General features: G+C 70.7%; 15 protein-coding genes. 5 read left to right on the forward strand and 10 right to left on the reverse strand.

Annotated elements, in window-relative coordinates:
* Positions 1 to 42: 42 nt before the first annotated feature.
* Positions 43 to 2271 (reverse strand): protein-disulfide reductase DsbD family protein, encoded by a 2229-nt coding sequence (locus AC3WQR_RS01635; RefSeq protein WP_492740959.1) that lies wholly within the window; start codon positions 2269 to 2271, stop codon positions 43 to 45.
* 62 nt (positions 2272 to 2333) lie between these two features.
* Entirely contained in the window at positions 2334 to 3107 is a 774-nt protein-coding gene (locus AC3WQR_RS01640) for an alanyl-tRNA editing protein (RefSeq protein WP_492740960.1), read from the reverse strand.
* A 130-nt stretch (positions 3108 to 3237) separates the two neighbouring features.
* Here AC3WQR_RS01640 and AC3WQR_RS01645 point away from each other — a divergent pair, with 130 nt between their 5' ends.
* Positions 3238 to 4596 (forward strand): PQQ-dependent sugar dehydrogenase, encoded by a 1359-nt coding sequence (locus AC3WQR_RS01645; RefSeq protein WP_492740961.1) that lies wholly within the window; start codon positions 3238 to 3240, stop codon positions 4594 to 4596.
* A 7-nt stretch (positions 4597 to 4603) separates the two neighbouring features.
* Here AC3WQR_RS01645 and AC3WQR_RS01650 read toward each other — a convergent pair whose 3' ends face one another.
* A complete protein-coding gene (locus tag AC3WQR_RS01650) occupies positions 4604 to 5644 on the reverse strand; it encodes a LacI family DNA-binding transcriptional regulator (protein WP_492740962.1) in 1041 nt (346 codons plus the stop codon).
* Between the two features lie 147 nt (positions 5645 to 5791).
* Here AC3WQR_RS01650 and AC3WQR_RS01655 point away from each other — a divergent pair, with 147 nt between their 5' ends.
* Genes AC3WQR_RS01655 through AC3WQR_RS01665 form a run of 3 tightly spaced genes read left to right on the forward strand, consistent with a single transcriptional unit; the run spans position 5792 to position 9329 of the window.
* On the forward strand, positions 5792 to 7168 hold the full coding sequence (locus AC3WQR_RS01655) for a uracil-xanthine permease family protein (RefSeq protein WP_492740963.1): 1377 nt from the start codon (positions 5792 to 5794) through the stop codon (positions 7166 to 7168).
* Between the two features lie 38 nt (positions 7169 to 7206).
* Positions 7207 to 8619: an amidohydrolase family protein gene (locus tag AC3WQR_RS01660; RefSeq protein ID WP_492740964.1), complete on the forward strand. Its 1413-nt coding sequence runs from the start codon at positions 7207 to 7209 to the stop codon at positions 8617 to 8619.
* Positions 8616 to 9329 (forward strand): sulfite exporter TauE/SafE family protein, encoded by a 714-nt coding sequence (locus tag AC3WQR_RS01665; protein ID WP_062480617.1) that lies wholly within the window; start codon positions 8616 to 8618, stop codon positions 9327 to 9329. Before AC3WQR_RS01660 ends, AC3WQR_RS01665 begins: the two co-directional genes overlap by 4 nt.
* Here the strand turns inward: AC3WQR_RS01665 and AC3WQR_RS01670 are convergent.
* Together AC3WQR_RS01670 and AC3WQR_RS01675 are read right to left on the reverse strand one after the other, a co-directional pair.
* On the reverse strand, positions 9321 to 9920 hold the full coding sequence (locus tag AC3WQR_RS01670; protein ID WP_492740965.1) for a GNAT family N-acetyltransferase: 600 nt from the start codon (positions 9918 to 9920) through the stop codon (positions 9321 to 9323). The genes AC3WQR_RS01665 and AC3WQR_RS01670 overlap by 9 nt on opposite strands.
* A 19-nt stretch (positions 9921 to 9939) precedes the next feature.
* Positions 9940 to 10950 (reverse strand): zinc-binding alcohol dehydrogenase family protein, encoded by a 1011-nt coding sequence (locus tag AC3WQR_RS01675; protein WP_159273737.1) that lies wholly within the window; start codon positions 10948 to 10950, stop codon positions 9940 to 9942.
* Positions 10951 to 11039: 89 nt separating this feature from the next.
* Here AC3WQR_RS01675 and AC3WQR_RS01680 point away from each other — a divergent pair, with 89 nt between their 5' ends.
* A complete protein-coding gene (locus AC3WQR_RS01680) occupies positions 11040 to 11948 on the forward strand; it encodes a LysR family transcriptional regulator (RefSeq protein ID WP_070060281.1) in 909 nt (302 codons plus the stop codon).
* Positions 11949 to 12253: 305 nt separating this feature from the next.
* Here the strand turns inward: AC3WQR_RS01680 and AC3WQR_RS01685 are convergent, their stop codons facing one another.
* The 5 genes from AC3WQR_RS01685 to pgaA all read right to left on the reverse strand — a co-directional run bounded on the left by AC3WQR_RS01685 (position 12254) and on the right by pgaA (position 19622).
* Positions 12254 to 13051 (reverse strand): SDR family oxidoreductase, encoded by a 798-nt coding sequence (locus AC3WQR_RS01685; RefSeq protein WP_139701504.1) that lies wholly within the window; start codon positions 13049 to 13051, stop codon positions 12254 to 12256.
* Between the two features lie 119 nt (positions 13052 to 13170).
* A complete protein-coding gene (locus tag AC3WQR_RS01690; RefSeq protein WP_354346737.1) occupies positions 13171 to 13737 on the reverse strand; it encodes a PgaD family protein in 567 nt (188 codons plus the stop codon).
* Positions 13727 to 15007 carry a poly-beta-1,6-N-acetyl-D-glucosamine synthase gene (gene pgaC / locus AC3WQR_RS01695; RefSeq protein ID WP_139701503.1) on the reverse strand — a complete coding sequence of 427 codons (1281 nt, stop codon included), beginning with the start codon at positions 15005 to 15007 and terminating at the stop codon, positions 13727 to 13729. The genes AC3WQR_RS01690 and pgaC overlap by 11 nt, the downstream gene beginning before the upstream one ends.
* Entirely contained in the window at positions 15004 to 17070 is a 2067-nt protein-coding gene (gene pgaB / locus AC3WQR_RS01700) for a poly-beta-1,6-N-acetyl-D-glucosamine N-deacetylase PgaB (protein WP_492740966.1), read from the reverse strand. Before pgaB ends, pgaC begins: the two co-directional genes overlap by 4 nt.
* A gap of 8 nt (positions 17071 to 17078) precedes the next feature.
* On the reverse strand, positions 17079 to 19622 hold the full coding sequence (gene pgaA / locus AC3WQR_RS01705) for a poly-beta-1,6 N-acetyl-D-glucosamine export porin PgaA (RefSeq protein WP_492740967.1): 2544 nt from the start codon (positions 19620 to 19622) through the stop codon (positions 17079 to 17081).
* Positions 19623 to 19824 lie beyond the last annotated feature (202 nt).

The following is a 19824-nucleotide window of genomic DNA, read 5'->3' on the forward strand; positions in this document are numbered from 1 at the left end:
ACAGCGGCGTTGTCATCTTGTTTCAATTCACCGCATCGGCGCTCAAAGCGCTGCCAACGCGGCGCGCACCTCGTCCTTGCTGAGGATTTCGGTCAGCACGACGGGCGCCTTGCCCGGCGCCTGCAGCACGTACACCGGCACGCCGCTGCGGCCCAGCGCGGTGAGCGCGGCGGTGATGGCGGGGTCGCGGCGGGTCCAGTCGGCGCGCAGCATGGCGACCTGCTTCGTGTCGAAGTCGGCGAGCACCTCGGCGTCGGCCAGCGTGCTCTTCTTGTTGTACTGGCAGGTCACGCACCAGGCGGCGGTGAAGTCGATGAACACCGGCCGGCCCGCGGCCGCCATGTCGCTCACGCGCTGGGCCGACCACGGCTGCCAGCGCTCGCCGTCGTTCGGTGCTGCCGAAGCCAGCTTGGCTGTCGGCTCGGGCACCTGCACGATGTTGCGGCCGATGGTGCCGGCCAGCACGGCGGTGAAGGCGATCATCCCGGTGGCGATGACGACGCGCGTGCGTCCGGTCAGCGTGAGCGCCCAGACCACGGCGGCCAGGCACACCAGCAGCGCGAGCAGCGTGCCCGCGCCGTCGATGCCGCTTTGCTGGCCCAGCACCCAGACCAGCCAGGCCACGGTCGCGAACATCGGGAAGGCGAGCAGGCGGCGCAGCGTGTGCATCCACGGGCCCGGCTTGGGCAGCAGGCGCGCCACAGCCGGCACGAAGCCCGCCACCAGGTAGGGCAGCGCCAGGCCCAGGCCCAGTGCGGCGAACAGCAGCAGCGCCTGGGCCGCCGGCAGGCCGATGGCAAAGCCCAGCGAGGCGCCCATGAACGGGGCGGTGCAGGGCGAGGCGATCACCACGGCGAGCACGCCGGAAAGGAAGTCGTTGGCCAGCGGATGCTTGGCCTGCGCGCTGCACACCGACTGCGGCGCGGCGCGGCCGAACTCGAACACGCCGGCCAGGTTCAGTCCGAGCAAGGTGAAGAGCGCCGCCAGCGCCGCCACCACGCCGGGCGACTGCAGCTGGAAGCCCCAGCCGAGCTGCGCGCCGGCCGCGCGCAGCGCCAGCATGGCGCCGCCCAGCGCGAGGAACGACAGCATCACGCCGCCCGTGTAGGCCAGCCCGGCCTTGCGGTGCGCGCTGGCGTTGCCCGCCTGGCGCGCGAAGCCCAGCACCTTGATCGCGAGGATCGGGAACACGCAGGGCATCAGGTTGAGCAGCAGGCCGCCGAGCAGCGCGCCGAGCAGGGCGACCATGAATGTGCCGGCGGGCTGGGCCTGCGCAGCGGCAGCAGGGGCCGCCGCCTGGGCCGCGTTGGCGGCCAGCGCCGCCTGCAGCGCGGGCGACACCTCGGCGGCGCGCGGTGCGGCGGTGGCGGCGGGCCAGGTGCCCGACACCGGCGCCTCGGCGCGCCAGGCCACGGGCTGGCCGGCCTGGCGGTCGGCCTCGGCCAGCGCCACCACCACGGGCATGGCCGTGGGGCTTTCGCTGCGCTGGTCGGCCAGCGGCACGGTGGCGGTCCAGGTCGCGCCGTCCCAGGCCTGTGTCCAGTCCTTGCCGGAGACGGCGGCGGTGCGGATCACCTCGGGCGTTTCGGGGAAGAACTCGAGCGTCTTGCCGCGCACGGCGGCGGGCAGGCCTTCGAGGCGCACCTTCAGCTGCTGGCCCTCGACGGCGATGGTGCCGGGCGCGCCCAGCGGCTGCGGCTGCGCGGCCTGCGCGGTGTCGAAGGCGGCCTTGTTCAGCGCGGTCGAGCCGCGCGTGGGCAGCGAGAGCGTGAACTCGCCCTCTTCAGGAATGCATTCCTTGCGGCAGACCAGCCAGGAGGCCTGCAGCTTGATGTCCATGGCCGGCGAGCCGCCGGTGAGCGCCACCTCGGGCTTGTAGAGCGTCGAGACCTCGAGCGGCACCGGCAGCAGCACGGTGTTCTCGTAGCCGTAGTTGGCGAGCGTGCCGACCGGGATCTTCTTGGGCACCGGCCAGGCGATCTCGCCAGTCGAGACGCCGGCGGGCAGCGTCCACTTCAGCTCGGTGGGCAGGCCGGAATCGCCGGCGTTCTTCCAGTAGGTGTGCCACTCGGGCTGGTGGGTGATCTGCAGCCCGACCCAGACCGGCGCGCCGGGCGCCACGCCCTGGGGCGCATGGGCGACCAGTTCGGCGCGCACATGGGGGGTGGTGACCACGGCCCCGGTCTTCGGGGCCAGCTGGGCCGCAGCCGGCATGCAGGCTGCGGCGGTAGCTATCAGAAAAGTAGCGAAAGAGATGCGCGAAAAGGTCATGCCGGTCAGTCGGAGCCAGAGGTCGGGGCGAAGTTCCTGGGGGCCGGGTCTTTCCGGGGGGCTCAGACGGCGGTGGCCGAGGGCCAGCCCAGGACCACGCGCCGGGTGGTCGCGCTCTTCTTCTCGATCTTGGTGACGACCATGGCGCCGATTTCCGCCGTGTTGGCCACGTGCGTGCCGCCGCAGGGCTGGAAGTCGATCGACGGCGCGCCGCCGTCTTCGCCCGTGCCGCCGATGCGGATGGTGCGCACCGTGCCCGTGCCGCGCGGCGGCTGCACGCTCATGCTCTTGACCAGCGCGGGGTTGGCGTCGAGCTCGGCGTCGCTGATGGCGCCCACGGTCAGCGGGTGGGCGGCCTCGACCAGCTTCGCGAGGCCCGCGGTGAGCGTTTCCTTGTCGAGCGGGTCGGTGATGTGGAAGTCGATGCGCGCGTACTCGGGCGTGATCGAGCAGCCGTTCACCGGCACCGGTACGAGGTGGCACAGCAGGTGGCTGGCGGTGTGAAAGCGCATCAGCCGGTGGCGGCGCTCCCAATCGAGGCGGGCGGTGACGGTGTCGCCGGGCGCCAGCGCGGCCAGCAGATCGGCCTGATCGGGCGCGGGCACGTGGACGAACTCGGCGGTCGGCTGGCCCTCGGCGTCCTTGGCCTTGCGGGTGTCGGCGATGGCGATCTCGCGGCCGTCGGCGAGCACCAGCACGCCGGCATCGCCGGCCTGCCCGCCGCCCAGCGGATAGAACACGGTGCGGTCCAGCACGATGCCGGTGTCGTCGATGCGCAGGATGCGGGCTTCACAGGTGCGCAGGTAGGCGTCGGCGCGGAACAGGTCGTCGGTCATGCGGCGATGGTAGCGACGATGCGCGAAGGAGGTGCGCGCACGCCGGAAAGCGCCCACGACCGACACGCCCGCGCCGTGCGATTGCGCATGATCCGGCGGTCTGCGGCCGCCTGCCGCGCAAGGAATCCGCATGAACGCATCGCCGCACCTTCCCGTCCACCTCGCCCTGTCCGCCGCGGCCGTGGCCGCCGTGCTGCTCGTCGCCGGCTGCGGCGAGACCGCCAAGCTCGCGCCCGAGCTCACGACCGGCCCCCGGCCGCAGCTGGCCGATCCGAACAAGACGCTGATCCCCACCGTCAACGTGGCGCCCGCCGTCGGCTGGACCGACACCGCCGGGCCCACGCCCGCCGAGGGCCTGCGCGTGACGGCGCTGGCGCGCGGGCTGGACCACCCGCGCTGGGTCTACACGCTGCCCAACGGCGACGTGCTGGTGGCCGAGAGCAACAAGCCGCCCAAGCCTGAGGGCAGCGGCGCCGGCGGCCCGGTCGCCAAGGTGCGCAACTGGGTCATGGGCAAGGTCATGGGCCGCGCGGGCGCCGGCGTGCCCAGCGCCAACCGCATCACCCTGCTGCGCGATGCCGATGGCGACGGCCTGGCCGAGGTGAAGCAGGTGTTCCTGGCAAACCTCAGCTCGCCCTACGGCATGGCGCTGGTCGGCAACGAGCTCTTCATCGCCAACGCCGACGCACTCGTGAAGGTGCCCTACACCGAGGGCCAGACCTCGGTCAGCGCCACGCCCACCGTGGTGACGGCGCTGCCCGCCGGTATCAACCACCACTGGACCAAGAACGTCATCGCCAGCGCCGACGGCAGCAAGCTGTACGTCACGGTCGGCTCCAACAGCAACATCGGCGAGAACGGCATGGCAGCCGAAGAGGGCCGCGCCGCGATCTGGGAGGTCGATGCGAAGAGCGGCGAGAAGCGCTTGTTCGCGAGCGGCCTGCGCAACCCCAACGGCCTGGCCTGGGAGCCCGAGACCAACGTGCTGTGGACCGTGGTGAATGAGCGCGACGAGATCGGCAGCGACCTCGTGCCAGACTACCTCACCTCGGTGAAAGAGGGGGCCTTCTACGGCTGGCCCTGGAGCTACTGGGGCGGCGTGGTCGATGCGCGCGTCACGCCGCAACAGCCCGAGCGGGTGGCCAAGGCGCTGGCGCCCGACTACGCGCTGGGCGCGCACGTCGCGCCGCTGGGCCTGGTGTTCTCGCACGCGCGCGGCATGCCGCCCGAGTTCGCGAGCGGTGCCTTCATCGGCGAGCACGGCTCGTGGAACCGCAAGCCCAAGTCGGGCTACAAGGTGGTGTTCGTGCCCTTCATCGGCGGCAAGCCGAGCGGGCCACCGGTCGACGTCCTCACGGGCTTCCTGAGCGCCGACGAAAAGGCCCACGGCCGGCCCGTGGGCGTGGCGCTCGACAAGAACGGCGCGCTGCTGGTGGCGGACGACGTGGGCAACGCGGTGTGGCGCGTGTCGCGCAGCAAGCCCAACTGACGCGCGATCAGCCCCGGCGTGCCGACGACAGGCGCGGCACCAGCTGCGCCGCCGGCCCGTCGACGCGGCGCCGGCTGGTGTCGCCGCGCAGGTGGTCGAACAGCAGCGCAATCGCCTGCTGCGCCACCTCGTCCAGGTGCAGGTCGACGGCCGTGAGCGGCGGCACGCAGGTGCGCGCGCGCAGGCCGTCGTAGCGCGTGGCGACCATCACGTCCTCGGGAATGCGCCGGCCCGATTCGCGCACGGCCGTCACCGCGCCGGAGGCGAACGCGTCCACCGGCACGCAGAAGGCGTCGATGTCGGGGTGTGCCGCCAGCAGCGCCAGCGCGGCCTGCCGGCCGCCGTTCTCGCCCTCGGCCTCGTCGACCAGCGACAGCAGCGGTGCCTGCCCGCGCGCGGCGGCGAAGGCCTGGAAGGCCGCCTGGCCTTCCACATAGGAATTGCGCGCGGCCGAGCCGAGGATCATCGCGACCTTGCGCGCGCCCTGGTCGTGCAGGTGCTCGAGCAGCAGGCGCGTCGTCTGGCCCGAATGGATGTCGACATAGGGCGGCATCGCCGGCCCGTCGGCCGTTTCCTCGGCGGGCTTGCCGATGGCCACCACCGGCAGGCCGCGCCGCAGCAGGTACGCCAGGTTGGGGTCGCCGGCCGAAGGCTCGATGACCAGCGCGCCGTCGACGTCGAGCAGCTCCATGGGCACGCGCCCGGTTTCCATCGGCGGCGCCAGCACCAGCGCCAGGCGGCGGTCGAGCGCCGCGGCGGCCGCCACCGCCGCCACCTCCATCAGGAAGCCCAGGCGCGACGGGCCACCGGCCACCGCGAAGGGCATCGACGACAGCAGCACGATCATGTGCGCCTCGCCCGTGCGCAGCCGCTGCGCATTGCGGTTGGGCCGGTAGCCCAGCTTCAGCGCCGCCTGCTCGACGCGCGCGCGCGTTTCCGCGTCGACCTGGCCCCGGGCGTTGAGCGCGTGCGAGACGGTGGTCGGCGACACGCCCGCTTCACGCGCCACGTCCTTGATGTTTGCCCGCGGCGATGGGTTGGTGCTCATCCCGTTGACCTTTTCGAAAAGCGGTGATTCAATTCCCAAATCGTTTTGGGGTGTCATGCCACGAAATGTACTTCACCCGCTTCGGCGGCTTTTTTTGCCAGTGCGCCCAAATCGATTTGGGCGCGGTCCCGGTTCAAGGATTCCATGATGTCCCGTGTGCCCGATGCCTCTGCTGTGCCCCCGGTCGTGCCTGTCGGCGCGCCTTCCGCCATCGCCCCGGTCGATGCGGTGCTGCCCCTGTCGCAACTGCTGCTGTTCGGCCTGCAGCACGTGCTGGTGATGGCGGCCGTGCCGATCACCTCGGTGTTCCTCGTGGCCAAGGCGCTGGGGCTGGAGTCCGCGCTCACGGTCAACCTGATCAGCGCCACCTTCCTGCTGTGCGGCGTGGGCACCCTGCTGCAGTCGTTCGGGCCGTGGAAGTTCGGCGCACGGCTGCCCTTCGTGATGGTGCCGGGCGGCGCGCCCATCGTGATGTTCGTGACCATTGCCCAGCAGCGCGACCTGCAGACGGCCTCGGGCGCGGTGATCCTCACGGCGCTCTTCTACTTCCTGGTGCTGCCGGTGTTCGCGCGCTGCCTGCGCTACTTTCCGAAGATCGTCATCGGCACCTTGCTGCTGCTGGTGTCGATCAACCTCGTGAAGGTGTACGGCGGCATCATCGCGGGCAAGGCGGGCACGTCCACCTTTGCCGACCCGGTGAACATCGGCCTGGCGCTCGCCACCATCGGCTTCACGGTGCTGTTCGCGCGCGTGTTCAAGGGCACGCTCGGCCAGCTCGCGGTGCTGCTGGGCCTGCTGGCCGGCACGGTGCTGGCCGCGGCCTGCGGGCTGATGGACTTCAGCAGCGTGGCGGCCGGGCCCTTCTGGAGCGCGCCGACGCTGCTGCCCTTCGGCATGCCGCGCTTCGACCTGGTGGCGGCCGTGCCGCTGCTCATCTTCAGCATCATCTCGATGGTCGAGGCCACGGGGCAGACCGTGGCGGTGGCCGAGGTGGTGGGCCGCAAGATCGATGCGCGCGACGTGGTGCCGCGCACCATCCGCGGCGACGCGCTGGTGTCGCTGGCGGGGGGCTTCTTCGGCACCTCGATGATCATCACCAGCGGCGAGAACATCGGCATCGTGCGCGCCACCAACGTGCGCTCGCGCTACGTGACGGCCGCGGCCGGCGTGATCCTGATCCTCATCGCGCTGTCGGCGCCGCTGGGCCGGCTGGCCAGCGCCATTCCGTCGGCCGTGGTCGGCGGCACCGCGATGGTGGTGTTCGCGATCATCGGCACCATGGGCATCGACATGCTGCGCAAGGTCGACCTGCACGAGCGCGGCAACATGTTCGTGCTGGCCGGCGCGCTGACCATGGGCCTGCTGCCCATCGTCGTGCCGGGCCTGTACAGCCGCTTTCCCGACACGCTGCAGCTGGTGCTGGGCAACGGCCTGGCCATGGGCTCGCTCACCGCGGTGGTGCTCAACCTGGTGTTCAACCGCGTGCCGGCCGACAGCCCGGCCATCGCACCGGCGCCGCAATGAGCGCCTCTCCAATTCTTTTCCCGTTCTCTCCTTTGACCATGTCTCCTGAACTCGATGCCGCGCACTTCGCGGCCGACGAGCTGCTGCTCGTTCCCGACCACCTGATGCTGCGCGACGGCCCCGCCACCGGCCATGCCGTGCGCATCGAAGGCGGCCGTTTCCGCGAGGTCGGCCCCGCCGACGCGCTCATCGCCCGCCACCCGCAGCTCACGCCGCTGCACCTGCCCGGCAAGCTGCTGATGCCGGGCATGATCGACGCGCACCACCACCTCACGCAGTCCTTCGGCAAGTCGCTGGCCTATGGCGAGCCGTCGGAAATCTTCCGCCGCGTGTGGGTGCCGCTCGAGTCGAGCCTGGACGACGAGTTCGTCTACATGGCCTCCAAGCTCGCGGCGCTCGAATCGCTGCGCGGCGGCTTCACCACCGTGTGCGACGCGGGCACGCGCGCGCCGGGCGACATCGGCGCCGTGGCCGCCGCCGTGCAGGAGGCCGGGCTGCGCTGCGTGCTGGGCCTGATCTGCAACGACGGCGGCAACGACAGCAGTGCCGCCGACCGGCAGGCGATCCAGTCGCATGCCGCGCAGTTCCTGCAGCAGTGGTCGGGTGCGGAGCTGGTGCATCCCTCGCTCGCCATCTCGGTGCCCGAGGCGGCGTCCGACGAGATGCTGGTCGCCGTGTCGGCCCTGTGCGCCGAGGCGCGCACGGTGTTCCAGACGCACGTCAACGAACACCTCGCCTCGGTCGAGCGCTCGGTGGTGCAGCGCGGCAGGCGGCCGCTGGAGCTGCTGGCGCACCTGGGCGCGCTCGGCCCGCAGGTGCTCATTGCGCACGGCACGCTGGTCACGCCCTCCGAACTCATGGTGCTGCGCGACACCGACACCGCCGTGAGCTACAACCCCGTCGCCAGCCAGTGGAAGGGCAACGCCGTGGCGCCCGCGAACCTGATGGCCGCGCTGGGCATCCGCTTCGGGCTGGGCACCGACGCCACGCGCAGCGACGCCTTCCGCCTGATGGACGCCGCCGAGGCCGCGCAGAAGCTGGCCTTCGGCATGGCCATCGGCGATGCGTCCAGCGGCGGCGGCTGGACCTGGTTCGACCACGCGACGCACGAAGGCGCACGCGCCGTGGGCCTGGGCCACCTCACGGGCGAGATCGCCGTGGGCAAGGCGGCCGACTTCCTCATCGTCGATGTCGACACGCCCGAGATGTGCACTTCCGTCGATCTCACGTGGGACCTCGTGCGATTGGGCAACCGCGACCAGATCGTGGCCGTGTTTGTCGACGGACGCCTGCGCCTGTGGGAAGGCTGGCCGCCCGACTGGGATGCGCGCGCGCTGCAGCGCCAGCTGGCGCGCGTCGCCCACGCGGCCATGGACCGCGCGCCCATCGTGCGCCTGCATCCGCCGGCAGCCGCGCACCGCCGCCTGGCCTCGGAGCGGCACTCGCAGTGAGCGCGCAACACCTCGTCCTCGTCTCGCTCGCCGTGCTGTTCGCCGCCTTCGTGCAGGGCGCGACCGGCGTCGGCTTTGCGCTCATCGCCGCGCCGGTGATCGGCATCGTGCGCCCCGACCTGCTGCCCGTGTGCGTGCTGGTGCTGATGCTGCCGCTGAACTTCTACGTGATGTGGCGCGAGCGCGGTGCCATCGACCGCACCGGCGCCAGCTGGATCACCGGCGGGCGCCTGCTCGGCACCGTCGGCGGCCTGTGGGTGCTGGCGGCGCTGAGCGCGAGCCACCTGTCGCTGTTCGTCGGCGCCTCGACCATCGCGGCGGCCCTGGTCACGTTGATGATGCCGGCCTTCTCGCCGGGCCGCACCGCCTTCGTGGCGGCAGGGCTCGTGACCGGCGTCACCGAAACCGCGACCGGCATCGGCGGGCCGCCGCTGGCGCTGGTCTACCAGCACCAGCCGGCGCCCACCATGCGCTCGACGATCGCGCTGTGCTTCCTGGTCGGCGAGCTTGTGTCGCTGGCCACGCTGATGGCGGCGGGGCGCATCGACGGCTCACAGCTCTACGCCGCGGCCCTGCTGTTGCCCGCGCTCGTCGTGGGCGCGGTGCTCAGCCGCGTGGTGCATCGGCGCATCAACGGCCGCGTGCTGCGCATCTTCGTGCAGGTCTTCGCGATCGTGTCGGGCGCCGCCCTGCTGCTGCATTCATTCTGAGGCGCGCTGCGCGGCCTGCCATGCCGCGCGGTCGATGCGAAACAGCCGGTGGCCGCGCAGCGCATCGCCTTCGGGCACCGCCGGATGCTCGAAGGCGCCGGCCACGTCCTCGTGCATGCCCAGGCGCGCCATCACGGCGGCCGAGCGCAGGTTGCCGTTGGCGGTGAACGCCACGATCTCGCCGAGCCCGAGCCGTTCGAAGCCGACCTGCAGCGCGCCGCGCGCCGCCTCGGTCGCGAAGCCCTGGCCCCAGCTGGCGCGCGACAGGCGCCAGCCGATCTCCACGCAGGGCGAGAAAGGCAGCGTGGCCATCGGCACGTTCAGGCCGGTGAAGCCGATGAACTCGCCTGTGTCCTTGCGCTCGACGGCCCAGAAGCCCCAGCCCTTCTGCGCGATGAGCGCCTGGGTACGGTGGGCCGCGGCGTCGCTTTCGGCGCGCGTGGGCAAGGGCAGCAGGAACTCCATCACCTGCGGGTCGCAGGCCAGCGCGAAAAATGGCGCGAGATCGCTCTCGCGCCATTGGCGCACCCGCAGGCGCGGGGTCTCGAATTCGATGAGGTGGGGCGGGGTGGGTGTGCTTTCGTCGGTCATGCGACCGATTGTGCGCAAATCAGAACCCGGCCAGCACCACCTTGCCCTGCGCCTTGCCGCTCTCGATGAGCGCATGTGCCTTGCGCAGGTTCGCGGCGTTGATGGTGCCGAAGCTCGCGTTCGCCGTCGTGCGGATGCGGCCCGCGTCGACCAGCGCGGCCACTTCGGCCAGCAGCTTGCCTTGCTCGGCGATGTCGGGCGTGGTGAAGCGCGAGCGCGTGAACATCATTTCCCAGTGCAGCGAGATGCACTTGGTCTTCAGCGGCATCGCGTCGAGCACCTTCATGTCGTCGATCACCGCGAGCTGGCCCTGGGGCTTGAGGCTCTCGATGAGCTGCGCGTAGTGCTGGTCGGTCTGCGTGAGGCTGGCGACCATGTCGACTTCGTCGATGCCGGCGGCCTTGAGTTCGGCGGCGAGCGGTTTCGAATGGTCGATGACGACGTGCGCGCCCAGTGCCAGGCACCACTCACGCGTTTCAGCGCGCGAGGCGGTGGCGACCACGCGCAGCTTCGTGAGCTGGCGCGCGAGCTGGATGAGGATGGAGCCCACGCCGCCTGCGCCGCCCGTGATCAGCAGCGTCTGGCCTTCGCCGCCGTCCTTGGGCACCTGGAGGCGGTCGAACAGCAGTTCGTAGGCGGTGATGGTGGTCAGCGGCAGTGCGGCGGCTTGGGCGTCGTCGAGGCTCTTCGGGGCGAGGGCGGCGATGCGCTCGTCGACGGCGTGCAGTTCCGAATTGGCGCCGGGGCGAATGATGGAGCCGGCGTAGTAGACGCGGTCGCCGACCTTGAAGCCGGTCACATCGCTGCCGATGGCTTCGACGGTGCCGACCGCGTCCCAGCCCAGCACCTTGGCCTGGCCGGCTTCGGGGGCGGCGTTCTTGCGGACCTTGGTGTCGACCGGGTTGACCGACACGGCCTTCACGCGCACCAGCAGGTCGCGCGCGCCGGGCACGGGGGCGGGGAGCTCGATGTCCTGCAGCGATTCGGGGTTGTCGATGGGGAGGGGCTGGTGGTAGCCGACGGCTTTCATGGGAAGAGACCTTCTTTCTGGAACGATGGCTGGACTGTAGGATGACAAAGGATGTTTGATAAGGTGGACTGAATCACCAACACTTTCAAATGAAGATTGAAAATATATCGGACCTGCAGGTGCTCGTGCAGACGGCACGTGGCGGCACGTTGACGGCTGCGGGGCATGCGTTGGGGATCACGCCCGCCGCGGCCAGTGCGACGTTGAAGCGGCTGGAGGCGCAGTTGGGGGCGCGGCTGTTCGAGCGGTCGACGCGGGCGATGCGGCTGACGCCGCAGGGGCAGACGCTGCTTGACTATGCGGTGCGTGCTTTTGAACTGCTGGACGAAGGGGAGTCGCTGGTCACTGCGGATCGCGGTGAACTTGTCGGTACCTTGCGGGTGGCCTCGCCGTCGGACCTCACGCGCAGCACCTTGCTGCCGTGGTTCGACGAGTTCCTGGCGCTGCATCCGGGGGTGCAGTTGTCGCTCTCTGTCGGGGACCGGCCGCTGGACGTGATGCGCGACGAAGTGGACGTGGCGCTGCGCTACGGGGCGCTCGCCGATTCGCGGCTGGTGGCGCGGGCGTTTGCGCTGACGAATCCGGTGCTCACGGCTTCACCGGACTATCTGCGTCGGCATCCTTTGCCTCGGGTTCCGCAGGATCTGCTGCAGCACAACTGTCTGACGTTCAACCGGAGTGGGCGACGGCACCGGGTGTGGCGGTTTGCGCAGTTGGGGCAGTGGACGGAGGTGCGGGTGAATGGGGATCGCAGTGTGGATGATGCTTCGCTGGCGCGGGAGTGGACTGTGGCGGGGTATGGGATTTCGCTGAAGTCCGCTTTGGATGTGCGTAATGACATTCGGGAAGGGCGTCTTGTGCGGCTGCTGCCGGATTGGGAGACGGAGCCTTATCCGTTGCATGCGCTGTTGCCTAGTGGGCGGTTTGTGCCGGCTCGGGTTCGTGGCTTTGTGGATTTCCTGGCGTTGAAGTTCGAGGGGTTGTTGGCTGTGGGGTGATTTCTTGAGGCTGCTGGCCGGGACTCGCCCCGGCGGGCGACTCACTTTCTTTGCTTCGCCAAAGAAAGTAAGCAAAGAAAGGCGACCCCACTGTCCGCGTCCCTCCGCTTCGCTGCGGGCAACCTGCGGTGCTCGCGTTTCGCGGGGTCTCGCCCAAACTCGCTTCGCTCAAACAAGGGCGAGCCCTGATCCGCGAAACGCTGCGCTCCTCGGCGCAGCCAGAGGGGAGGGGGAGCACTCGGGCCATCGCTTCGCTCGGCCTGGGGGATCGCATCACTGCGTTCGCTCCCCCCTGCTGTCCCTTGTCAGATCATCGGTGTTACTGCGCCATCCATTGCCACGATCGCGCCGGTCACATAGCTTGCCTTCGGCGACGCTAGGAAGAGCACGGTGTTGGCGACTTCCTCGGGCGTCGCGATGCGGCCCAGCGGCAGGCGTGCAGTGGCGCGCTCCAGCGCCTCGTCGGTGTCGATGCCCTGCAGTTTCGCGTCGGCCTTCATGCCTTCCTGCAGCCGCGCGGTCAGCGTGAGGCCGGGGTTCACGGCGTTCACGCGCACGCCCTTCGCTGCATAGGCCGCAGCCATGCCCGCGCTCACCAGCATCAGCGCGGCATTGGCGGCGCCGCCGGCCATGTGGACGGGGCTCGCAACTTTGCCGCCCTGGCCGATCACGTTGACGATGGCGCCGCGGCCGCGCGTGCCCATGCGCTTCACGACCGGGTCGATCATGTGGATGTAGGTGAAGTACTTGGCGTCCATCGCGTCGTGCCACGCAGCGGGCGTGAGCTCGTCGGGCGGGGTGCGGCGCGCGGCGCCTGCCGAGTTGACGAGCACGTCGACAGGGCCGAAGGCCTGTTCGGCGGCGTCGAGGGCGGCGACGGCACTGGCGGGGTTCTTGAGGTCGGCGGCGTGCAGGCTGACGCGGCCTTCGGCTTGCGGGAACGCGGCGATCAGCGACTGCTGGCCCTGCTGCAGATTCTGCAGGTCGCGCGAGACCAGGCTCACGCGCGCGCCTTCGCGCAGGAAGCCCAGCGCGCAGGCCAGGCCGATGCCCTTGCTGCCGCCGGTGATGAGAACGTGCTGGTCCTGGAGCTGGAGGTCCATGTCGGGGTCCTTGGAAGAAGGTGAATCTGTCTGCGGCGCTGCCGCCGCGCGATTGAATCACCGCCCCGAAACCCCTGCAGCGACGCGGCCGAAAAGGCCGCACCGGTTGCCTCTGCGCGTCAGGCCTTGCGGCGCTTCGCTGGCGTTTCTTCTTCCAGCGCGGCCGGCGCGCTGTCGGTGGCGTCGCGCAGCTGGCCGTGGTGGTCGTGGTGCGCCAGCAGCTGGCGCGTGCGCTGCCAGGTCGACAGGCGCGCGGGCGCGACCTCGATGTACGACGCCAGCGCGAACAGCGACGACTGTTCCTTCTCCGGCGGCGTCTCGCTGCGGTGCTGGCGGCGGCGCAGCGGGCCCATGATCAGCATCGAGGCGAGGATCACGCCGATGACGATGGCGTACAGGCCCAGCAGCTGCAGCACCTCGGGCTGGGAGCGCGCGCCCATCACGTAGGGCCAGGCGTACCAGATGGCGCAGAACCAGATCGCGACGGTGATCGCGGGACGCAGCACGCGCAGCCACAGGTACATGGCCAGGGTGCGTGCCGGCGAACGGCCGTTGCCGAAGGCGTGCAATGGAATGCGCGCGGCGTCGATGATGGGTTCGTCCACCGCGGGTTGGCCCCACGAACGGGTGCGGGGCGGCGGGGCTTCGTGCAGCGCCGGCGAAGAGAGCGGGTTCTCAGGATGCATCGGAAGAAACTCCTCGGTCAGGGCTCGTCCACACCGCGCGCTTGCCGCGACGACGCATCAGAGCGTTGGGAAGGGCGACCACCGTGGTGGCCATCGTGATCGTCCAGAACGCGATCGGGTACCAGATCGTTCCGGCGAAATAGCGCATGAGGTCGCGGTCGTAGCGACGGTCGATCCACAGGCTCAGCAGCATCTGCAGGATGCAGGTCATGGCCAGCAGCGTGCCCTGCCAGTGCGGCAGCAGCGCCGAATGCCAGGCCGACTCGTGCGGCAGGAAGGGGCGGATGAAGCTGATCAGCAGCACCAGCGCCATCGCATAAGCCCACACCACGCTCACCATGTACTCGCTGTAGATGAGCCACAGGCGCCAGCTGCGCAGGCGCAGGATGGACGGCGTGATGCGCAGCATGGTCTGGATGCCGCCGACGGCCCAGCGCAGGCGCTGCTTCCACAGGCCGCGCAGGGTCTCGGGCATGAGGATCCAGCACAGCGCGCGCGGCTCGAAGCGCAGGCGCCAGCCGGCGAGCTGGAGCTTCCAGCTCATGTCGATGTCCTCGGTGAGCACGTCGGGGCTCCAGAAGCCCACCTCGAGCACGGCGCGGCGACGGAACATGGCCAGCACGCCCGACACCGTGAACAGCGTGCCGATGAGCTGCTGCGAGCGCTTGATGAGGCCGATGATCGACGAGAACTCGCCCACCTGCATGCGCCCCAGCAGCGTGGTGCGCGTGCGGATGCGCGGGTTGCCGGTGACGGCGCCGATGCGATCCGAGGCCAGCATGCGCTTGAGCATCCACGCAATGGCGTTGGGGTCGACCAGCGCGTCGCCGTCGATGCCCAGGATGTACTCGCCGCGCGCCAGCTGGCAGGCGGTGTTCAGGCCCACGGCCTTGCCCTGGTTGCTGGCGTTGTGGATCACGCGCAGGCGGCTGAACTCCTGCGTCATCTCGTCGAGCAGCTCGCCGGTGCCGTCGGTGCTGCCGTCGTTGACGGCGATCACCTCGTAGTTCGGGTAGCGCGTGCGCATCAGCTGCTCGATCACTTCGCGCAGGTGCGGCGCCTCGTTGAAGCAGGGAACCACGACGGTCACGAGCGGCTGCGAGGGCAGCAGCGGCAGCGGGTCGACCTCGACGTCGCGCTTGCGCTCGAACGACCACGCATGCGAAAGGCCGCCCGCGATCCACACCCACGCCATGAAGAACGGGTAGTAGAAGACGAAGCCGAAGAGCACCGGCGGAATCAGGTCCACCAGCATCTGGAGCGTGTTCATCGGGGCTTCCCTCCTTCAGGTGGCAGCGTGGCGGCGTCGTGGTTGCGCCGCGGGGCGCGCGACAGCAGCGAACGCACCGAGATCGCGCGGCGCACGGTCTCCAGCGAGGGCTGGTTGTTCAGGAAGTCGTCGGGGTAGTAGCCCAGATGGCGCACGCCGGCGCGCTGCAGCAGGGTCCACTGGCGCGTGAGCTCGGCGTCGGCCACGGGTCGGCCGGTGCGCCAGTCGCGCGCCTGCAGCTCGAACACGGTGCGGTCCAGGCCGTGCGGCGTGGCGGCCGCGCGCTGGGCCAGGCGGCCCAGCCAGGCGTCGCTGTCGGCCGGGGTGCGGGCCTCCTGCTCCATGCGCGGCATGGCCATCAGGCCGACGTAGTCGTAGGCGGCAAGCGAGGCTTCATAGTTTTGGGCAAACCATTGCTCGGCCGCGGGTTCGAGCACCGGCCGCGCGTAGAGGTTGCGCGCCGTCTCCAGCGCGGGGCGCCAGGTGCCCACGCGCGCCGCGAGTTCGTGCGTGAAGTCGATCAGGTAGCGGGTCTTGGCGGCGGTCCAGCGGGCCATGAGCGCGGGGTCGGCGCGCAGCGCGGCCACGTCGGCCGGCAGGCCCCAGCGGCGGTAGGTGTCGAGCGCGGCGGGGCTGGCGTCCTCGTCGTCCGAGAGCATGGCGTCGTCGTGGAACAGCAGGCCTTCGAAGAAGGTGTGGCGGCCCAGGTCTTCGTACAGGTCGCCGACCAGCGTGCGCACGGCCGGGTCGAAGGGCGAGAGCCGGTGGTAGCGGTCGGCCGGCGCGTCGCCCTTGAGCGTGCGCACCGTGTGCGTGGCCAGCGAGTTCGACGCCGGCAGCCGGTAGGCGGTGACGGGCATCCAGGCGTAGACCTTCACGCCGGTGCGGCTGCGCAGCTGCCAGGCGGCGCGGGCGAACAGGTCGGCGCGCATCGGCAGGTGGCGGTTGGGAAAGTACAGCGCGTCGGCCACGCCGTCGCCGTCGGGGTCGGCATAGGCCTGCAGGAACACCGAGCGCGGGCGCACGGCTGCCACGCGCTCGATCAGCGCCGAGAGGTTGCGCTCCTGCTGGGCCGGGTCGGCGTCGTACACGTAGTCCAGGTCGACGTGCATCACGCGGTTGATCGGGCGCACCTCGCCGCCCACCGGGCTGCGCAGCATCTGCACGTAGTCGGGCGCCTCGTTGTCGTAGGCGGCCAGCGCGCGGCGGATGCGGCTGAGCGGAATCTCCTTCGTGTTCGCGCCGTCGTCGAGCGTGAAGGTGATCGGCATGCCCACGCGCGCCGAGGCTTCCAGCGCGGGCGTGTTGTAGGCGCCGTAGGGCCACACGGTGGCGCGCACCTTGGCGCCGGTGCGCTTCTCGATCAGCTCGCGGCTGCGGCGCAGGTCGGTCTCGATGCGGCGCAGGTAGGCGGCGTCGTCCTCGTAGCGGCCGGTCGTCGGGTCGTAGCGGTGCGTGGCCGCGGCGGGCAGCATGTTGCCCTGCGGGTTGGCCTGGATGCCGGTGTGCATCGCGTCGGTGTGGCTGGCGAACTCGACCAGCGGCGAGCGCGCCATCTCGGCGGCTTCGCGCCACAGCAGGAAGTTCTCGCGCGGCGCGGGCTTGTCGCCCCAGTGCACGGGCTGGCCTTCAGGCACCTCGAGCCAGCTCGTCACGAGCGCGAACAGCGCCGGGTAGTTGAAGCGTTGGAGCAGCGGGAACACGTGCGTGTAAGCGCTGCGGTAGCCGTCGTCGAAGGTCAGCAGCACGGGCTGCGAGGGCAGCGGCTTGCCGCCGTTGCGCGCATCGATGATCTGCTGCAGGCTGACCGGGTGGTAGCCGCTGTGGCGCAGCCAGGCGAACACTTCGGCGAGCGTGCGCTCGTCGATGGCGGTTTCGTCGGGCGAGGTCTCGAAGCTGGCGCGCACGTTGGGGCGCACGTCGTGGAACGAGATCACGCGGAAGTCGACGCCGTTGTCGGGATCGGCGGGCAGCACAGGCGCCGCCAGTGCAGGCAACGCCGTCGCCAGCAGCAGCCCGAGCAGGGCCGCGCGCAGCCGGAGGAAGAAGGTGGGGGCTTGCATCACGGACATCACTGCAGGGGCATCGAAAGGTTCAGGAACACGCCGCGCTGTTTTTCGCGCACGCCGTCGTAGGGGTGGCTGCCGAAGGTCAGGCCGTAGCGCAGCGTGAGCTTCTGGCCCAGGGCCCAGCGGTGCTCGTAGCGCACGTTCCACAGCGGGCCGCTGCCGAAGCCGGCCTGCTGGTAGCTGCCGCCGCCGAGCTCCAGCACCTGGAAGAACTGGCGGTCGTCGCTTTTCCAGGTGAGCCACTGGCCGCGCACCGACAGCTGTGCGCTGGCGTCGCGCGAGGGGCTGAAGTAGCGCACGTCCTGCAGGCGGCTGCGGCTGGCATCGACGCCCAGCCGCGTCTCGATCTGGAAGCGCGGCGTGCTGACCCAGCGCTCGCGCCAACCGAAGTCGAGGCCGTCGCGCAGGTTGCCGTCGCTGAAGTCGAGCCGGCGCCATTGCAGGTCGAAGCGGCGCGACTCGTTGACGACGTAGGCCGCGCTGGCGCCGAACTCGCGCGCGCCGATGGCCTGCGCGCCGAAGGGCACGGCGCGCGCCTTCCAGGGCAGCTCCTTGCTGTCGCCGTCGTAGGTGGCCGACAGGCGCCAGGCGTCGCTCGCGCGGTAGTCGACGCGGCCGGCCACGCTGTTGCGGTAGCGCCCGTTGTTCGCATGCTGCAGCACGCCTTCGGCCAGCCAGCGGCCTTGCTGCCAGCTTGCGCCGATGCCGCCGCGCGCCCACTGGGCCGTGCCTTCGGAGGTGTAGCCGCGGCCCAGCGTCTGCGCGTAGAACACGCGCCATGCGTCGCCGATGAGGCCGGAGCTGAGCCGGCTGTCGACGCGCCATTCGCGGCTGGCCAGCGTGCCGCCGCCGCGCGAACCTTCGGCATCGATCTCGAGCTGCGGGCCGACCAGCGAGCGGCGCTTGCGCGCCATCTCGCGCACTTCGGCGGCGTCGGGCGCATCGGCCTCGAGCGACTCGGCACGGATGCGGGCCGCGCGGAATTCGTCGGCGTCGAGCAGCGCCTCGACATGGCCGGTGCGCACGCTCAGGTCGTCGGGGTGGTCGGCGCTCAGCGCCTCGAAACGCGCCACGGCCGCCTCGGGGTGCTCGCGCAACCGCTCGGTGAGCGCGGCGCCGTAGGCGTAGCCCGCGTTGAGCGGGGCTTCCTGCGTGAGCGTGTTGAAGCGCGGCTGCGCGATCTTCGGGCGGTCGCCGTAAAGCTGCAGCAGCGCACCCAGGCCGCTCACTTCGGAGAACTGGTCGTTGGGGCGGCCGGCTTCCGGCGCCAGCCGCATCAGCACGGGCGTGGCGCTTTCGATGCGCTGGAGCAGCGCCTCGGCGTCGTCGAAGCGGCCGGTGTCCAGGTAGGCGTAGACCAGGCCGAAGTGCAGGCTGTCGGGCATCGGCAGGTCGACGACCGCCTTCTCGAACAGCGGCACGGCATCGGCCGAGCGGCGCTCCTGCGCCAGCGCGCGGGCGGCGGTGCCCAGTGCGTACGGCGGCAACGCGGTGCCGTCGGCACGCAGGCTGTCGTACAGCGCGATGGTGTCGGCGGGGCGGCCGCGCTCCAGCAGCGCCATCATGCGGTCGGACTGCAGCCGCGTGCGCAGCGTGCGCCAGGTGTCGGCGTCCGGCGGGGCGGCCTGCGCGAGCGCGGTGTCGACGCGGGCCAGCGCGGCACTCTGGGCGGCCAGCACCTTGTCGAGGTCGGTGACGCGCGCCGCGCCCAGGCGCTGGTCGCGCGCCTTCACGGCCCAGCGCAGTTGCTGCGCCAGTGCCTGCTGTTCGAGCAGGGCGAGCGTCAGCGGCGCGAGGCTGCCGGGCTGCTTGCGTTCGGCCGCCTGCGCGTCCTCGAACGCAGCGGTGGCACCGCCGTACTCGGCCAGCAGGAAGTCGGCGTCGCGCTGCGCATCGCGGCGCGTGGGTTGCAGCGCGGAGATCTCGCCGTAGGCCGTGAGCGCCTGGAAGGGCTGGCCCTGCGCACGCGCCAGTGCGGCGCGCAGGTCGAGCAGCGCGACGCGGTCGGCGACCTCGGTGGGCGCGGGCTGTGCGAGTGCGCGGTAGAGGGTTTGCGCGCCCGCCGTGTCGCCGCTGGCCAGCCGCCAGAAGGCTTCGTGGATGCGCGGTTCGCGGGCGGCCGGCTGGCGCGCGCGCCAGACCTTGACGGTGTCGCCTTGCAGTGCGATGTCGCCCGTGCGCCGCGCGGCGCCGGCCAGCGGGCCGAGCGCGTAGTCGCCCAGCTCGCCGGGCGGCACCTGGCGGCCCACGGCCACCGCGTCGGCGAAGCGGCCGTCGGCCACCGCGATCGCGATGGCGTCGGACGCCACGCGACGGCGCTGCTCGTCGGCCAGGGGCGACGCCAGCCATTGGCGCAGCTGTTGCAGGGCGTGGGCCGGCGCGATGCGGCCGGCACGGCGCGCGACGATGAGGGCGTCGTGCTGCGAGGCGTCATACGCCAGCGCGCTGCCCAGGGGGGCGGCCGGCGAGGGCGCGACAGTGGATTCCGCGTACGCGGTGCTGCTTCCGAAGACCAGCACGCACACGATCGGCGGCAAACCCCGCACGGCTCGTGCGAGATGGTGAGGCAATGCCTTGAAGGGCGCGACTTTGCGCCCGGCAACGACGGTGCCTCCATTTTTTTGTGGATGGATGGACACGCTACTCCCTTTTGCGTGAACTCTCCTGGGCCGTGACAAGCCGTGACGGAAAGTTCGTGAAAAGGGACTCTAGGCCAATTTGTAAACAATAGGACCGAACATCGGGAAA

This window comes from Variovorax sp. FW305-3-2-15-B-LB1 (assembly GCF_058787635.1).

Coding starts and splice junctions, on each gene's coding strand:
- AC3WQR_RS01690 (WP_354346737.1), bottom strand. CDS start 13,737: ATGCATCCTGAGAACCCGCTCTCTTCGCCGGCGCTGCACGAAGCCCCG.
- AC3WQR_RS01660 (WP_492740964.1), top strand. CDS start 7,207: ATGTCTCCTGAACTCGATGCCGCGCACTTCGCGGCCGACGAGCTGCTG.
- AC3WQR_RS01675 (WP_159273737.1), bottom strand. CDS start 10,950: ATGAAAGCCGTCGGCTACCACCAGCCCCTCCCCATCGACAACCCCGAA.
- AC3WQR_RS01640 (WP_492740960.1), bottom strand. CDS start 3,107: ATGACCGACGACCTGTTCCGCGCCGACGCCTACCTGCGCACCTGTGAA.
- AC3WQR_RS01685 (WP_139701504.1), bottom strand. CDS start 13,051: ATGGACCTCCAGCTCCAGGACCAGCACGTTCTCATCACCGGCGGCAGC.
- AC3WQR_RS01680 (WP_070060281.1), top strand. CDS start 11,040: ATGAAGATTGAAAATATATCGGACCTGCAGGTGCTCGTGCAGACGGCA.
- AC3WQR_RS01645 (WP_492740961.1), top strand. CDS start 3,238: ATGAACGCATCGCCGCACCTTCCCGTCCACCTCGCCCTGTCCGCCGCG.
- AC3WQR_RS01650 (WP_492740962.1), bottom strand. CDS start 5,644: ATGAGCACCAACCCATCGCCGCGGGCAAACATCAAGGACGTGGCGCGT.
- AC3WQR_RS01670 (WP_492740965.1), bottom strand. CDS start 9,920: ATGACCGACGAAAGCACACCCACCCCGCCCCACCTCATCGAATTCGAG.
- pgaB (WP_492740966.1), bottom strand. CDS start 17,070: ATGCAAGCCCCCACCTTCTTCCTCCGGCTGCGCGCGGCCCTGCTCGGG.
- AC3WQR_RS01635 (WP_492740959.1), bottom strand. CDS start 2,271: ATGACCTTTTCGCGCATCTCTTTCGCTACTTTTCTGATAGCTACCGCC.
- pgaC (WP_139701503.1), bottom strand. CDS start 15,007: ATGAACACGCTCCAGATGCTGGTGGACCTGATTCCGCCGGTGCTCTTC.
- AC3WQR_RS01655 (WP_492740963.1), top strand. CDS start 5,792: ATGTCCCGTGTGCCCGATGCCTCTGCTGTGCCCCCGGTCGTGCCTGTC.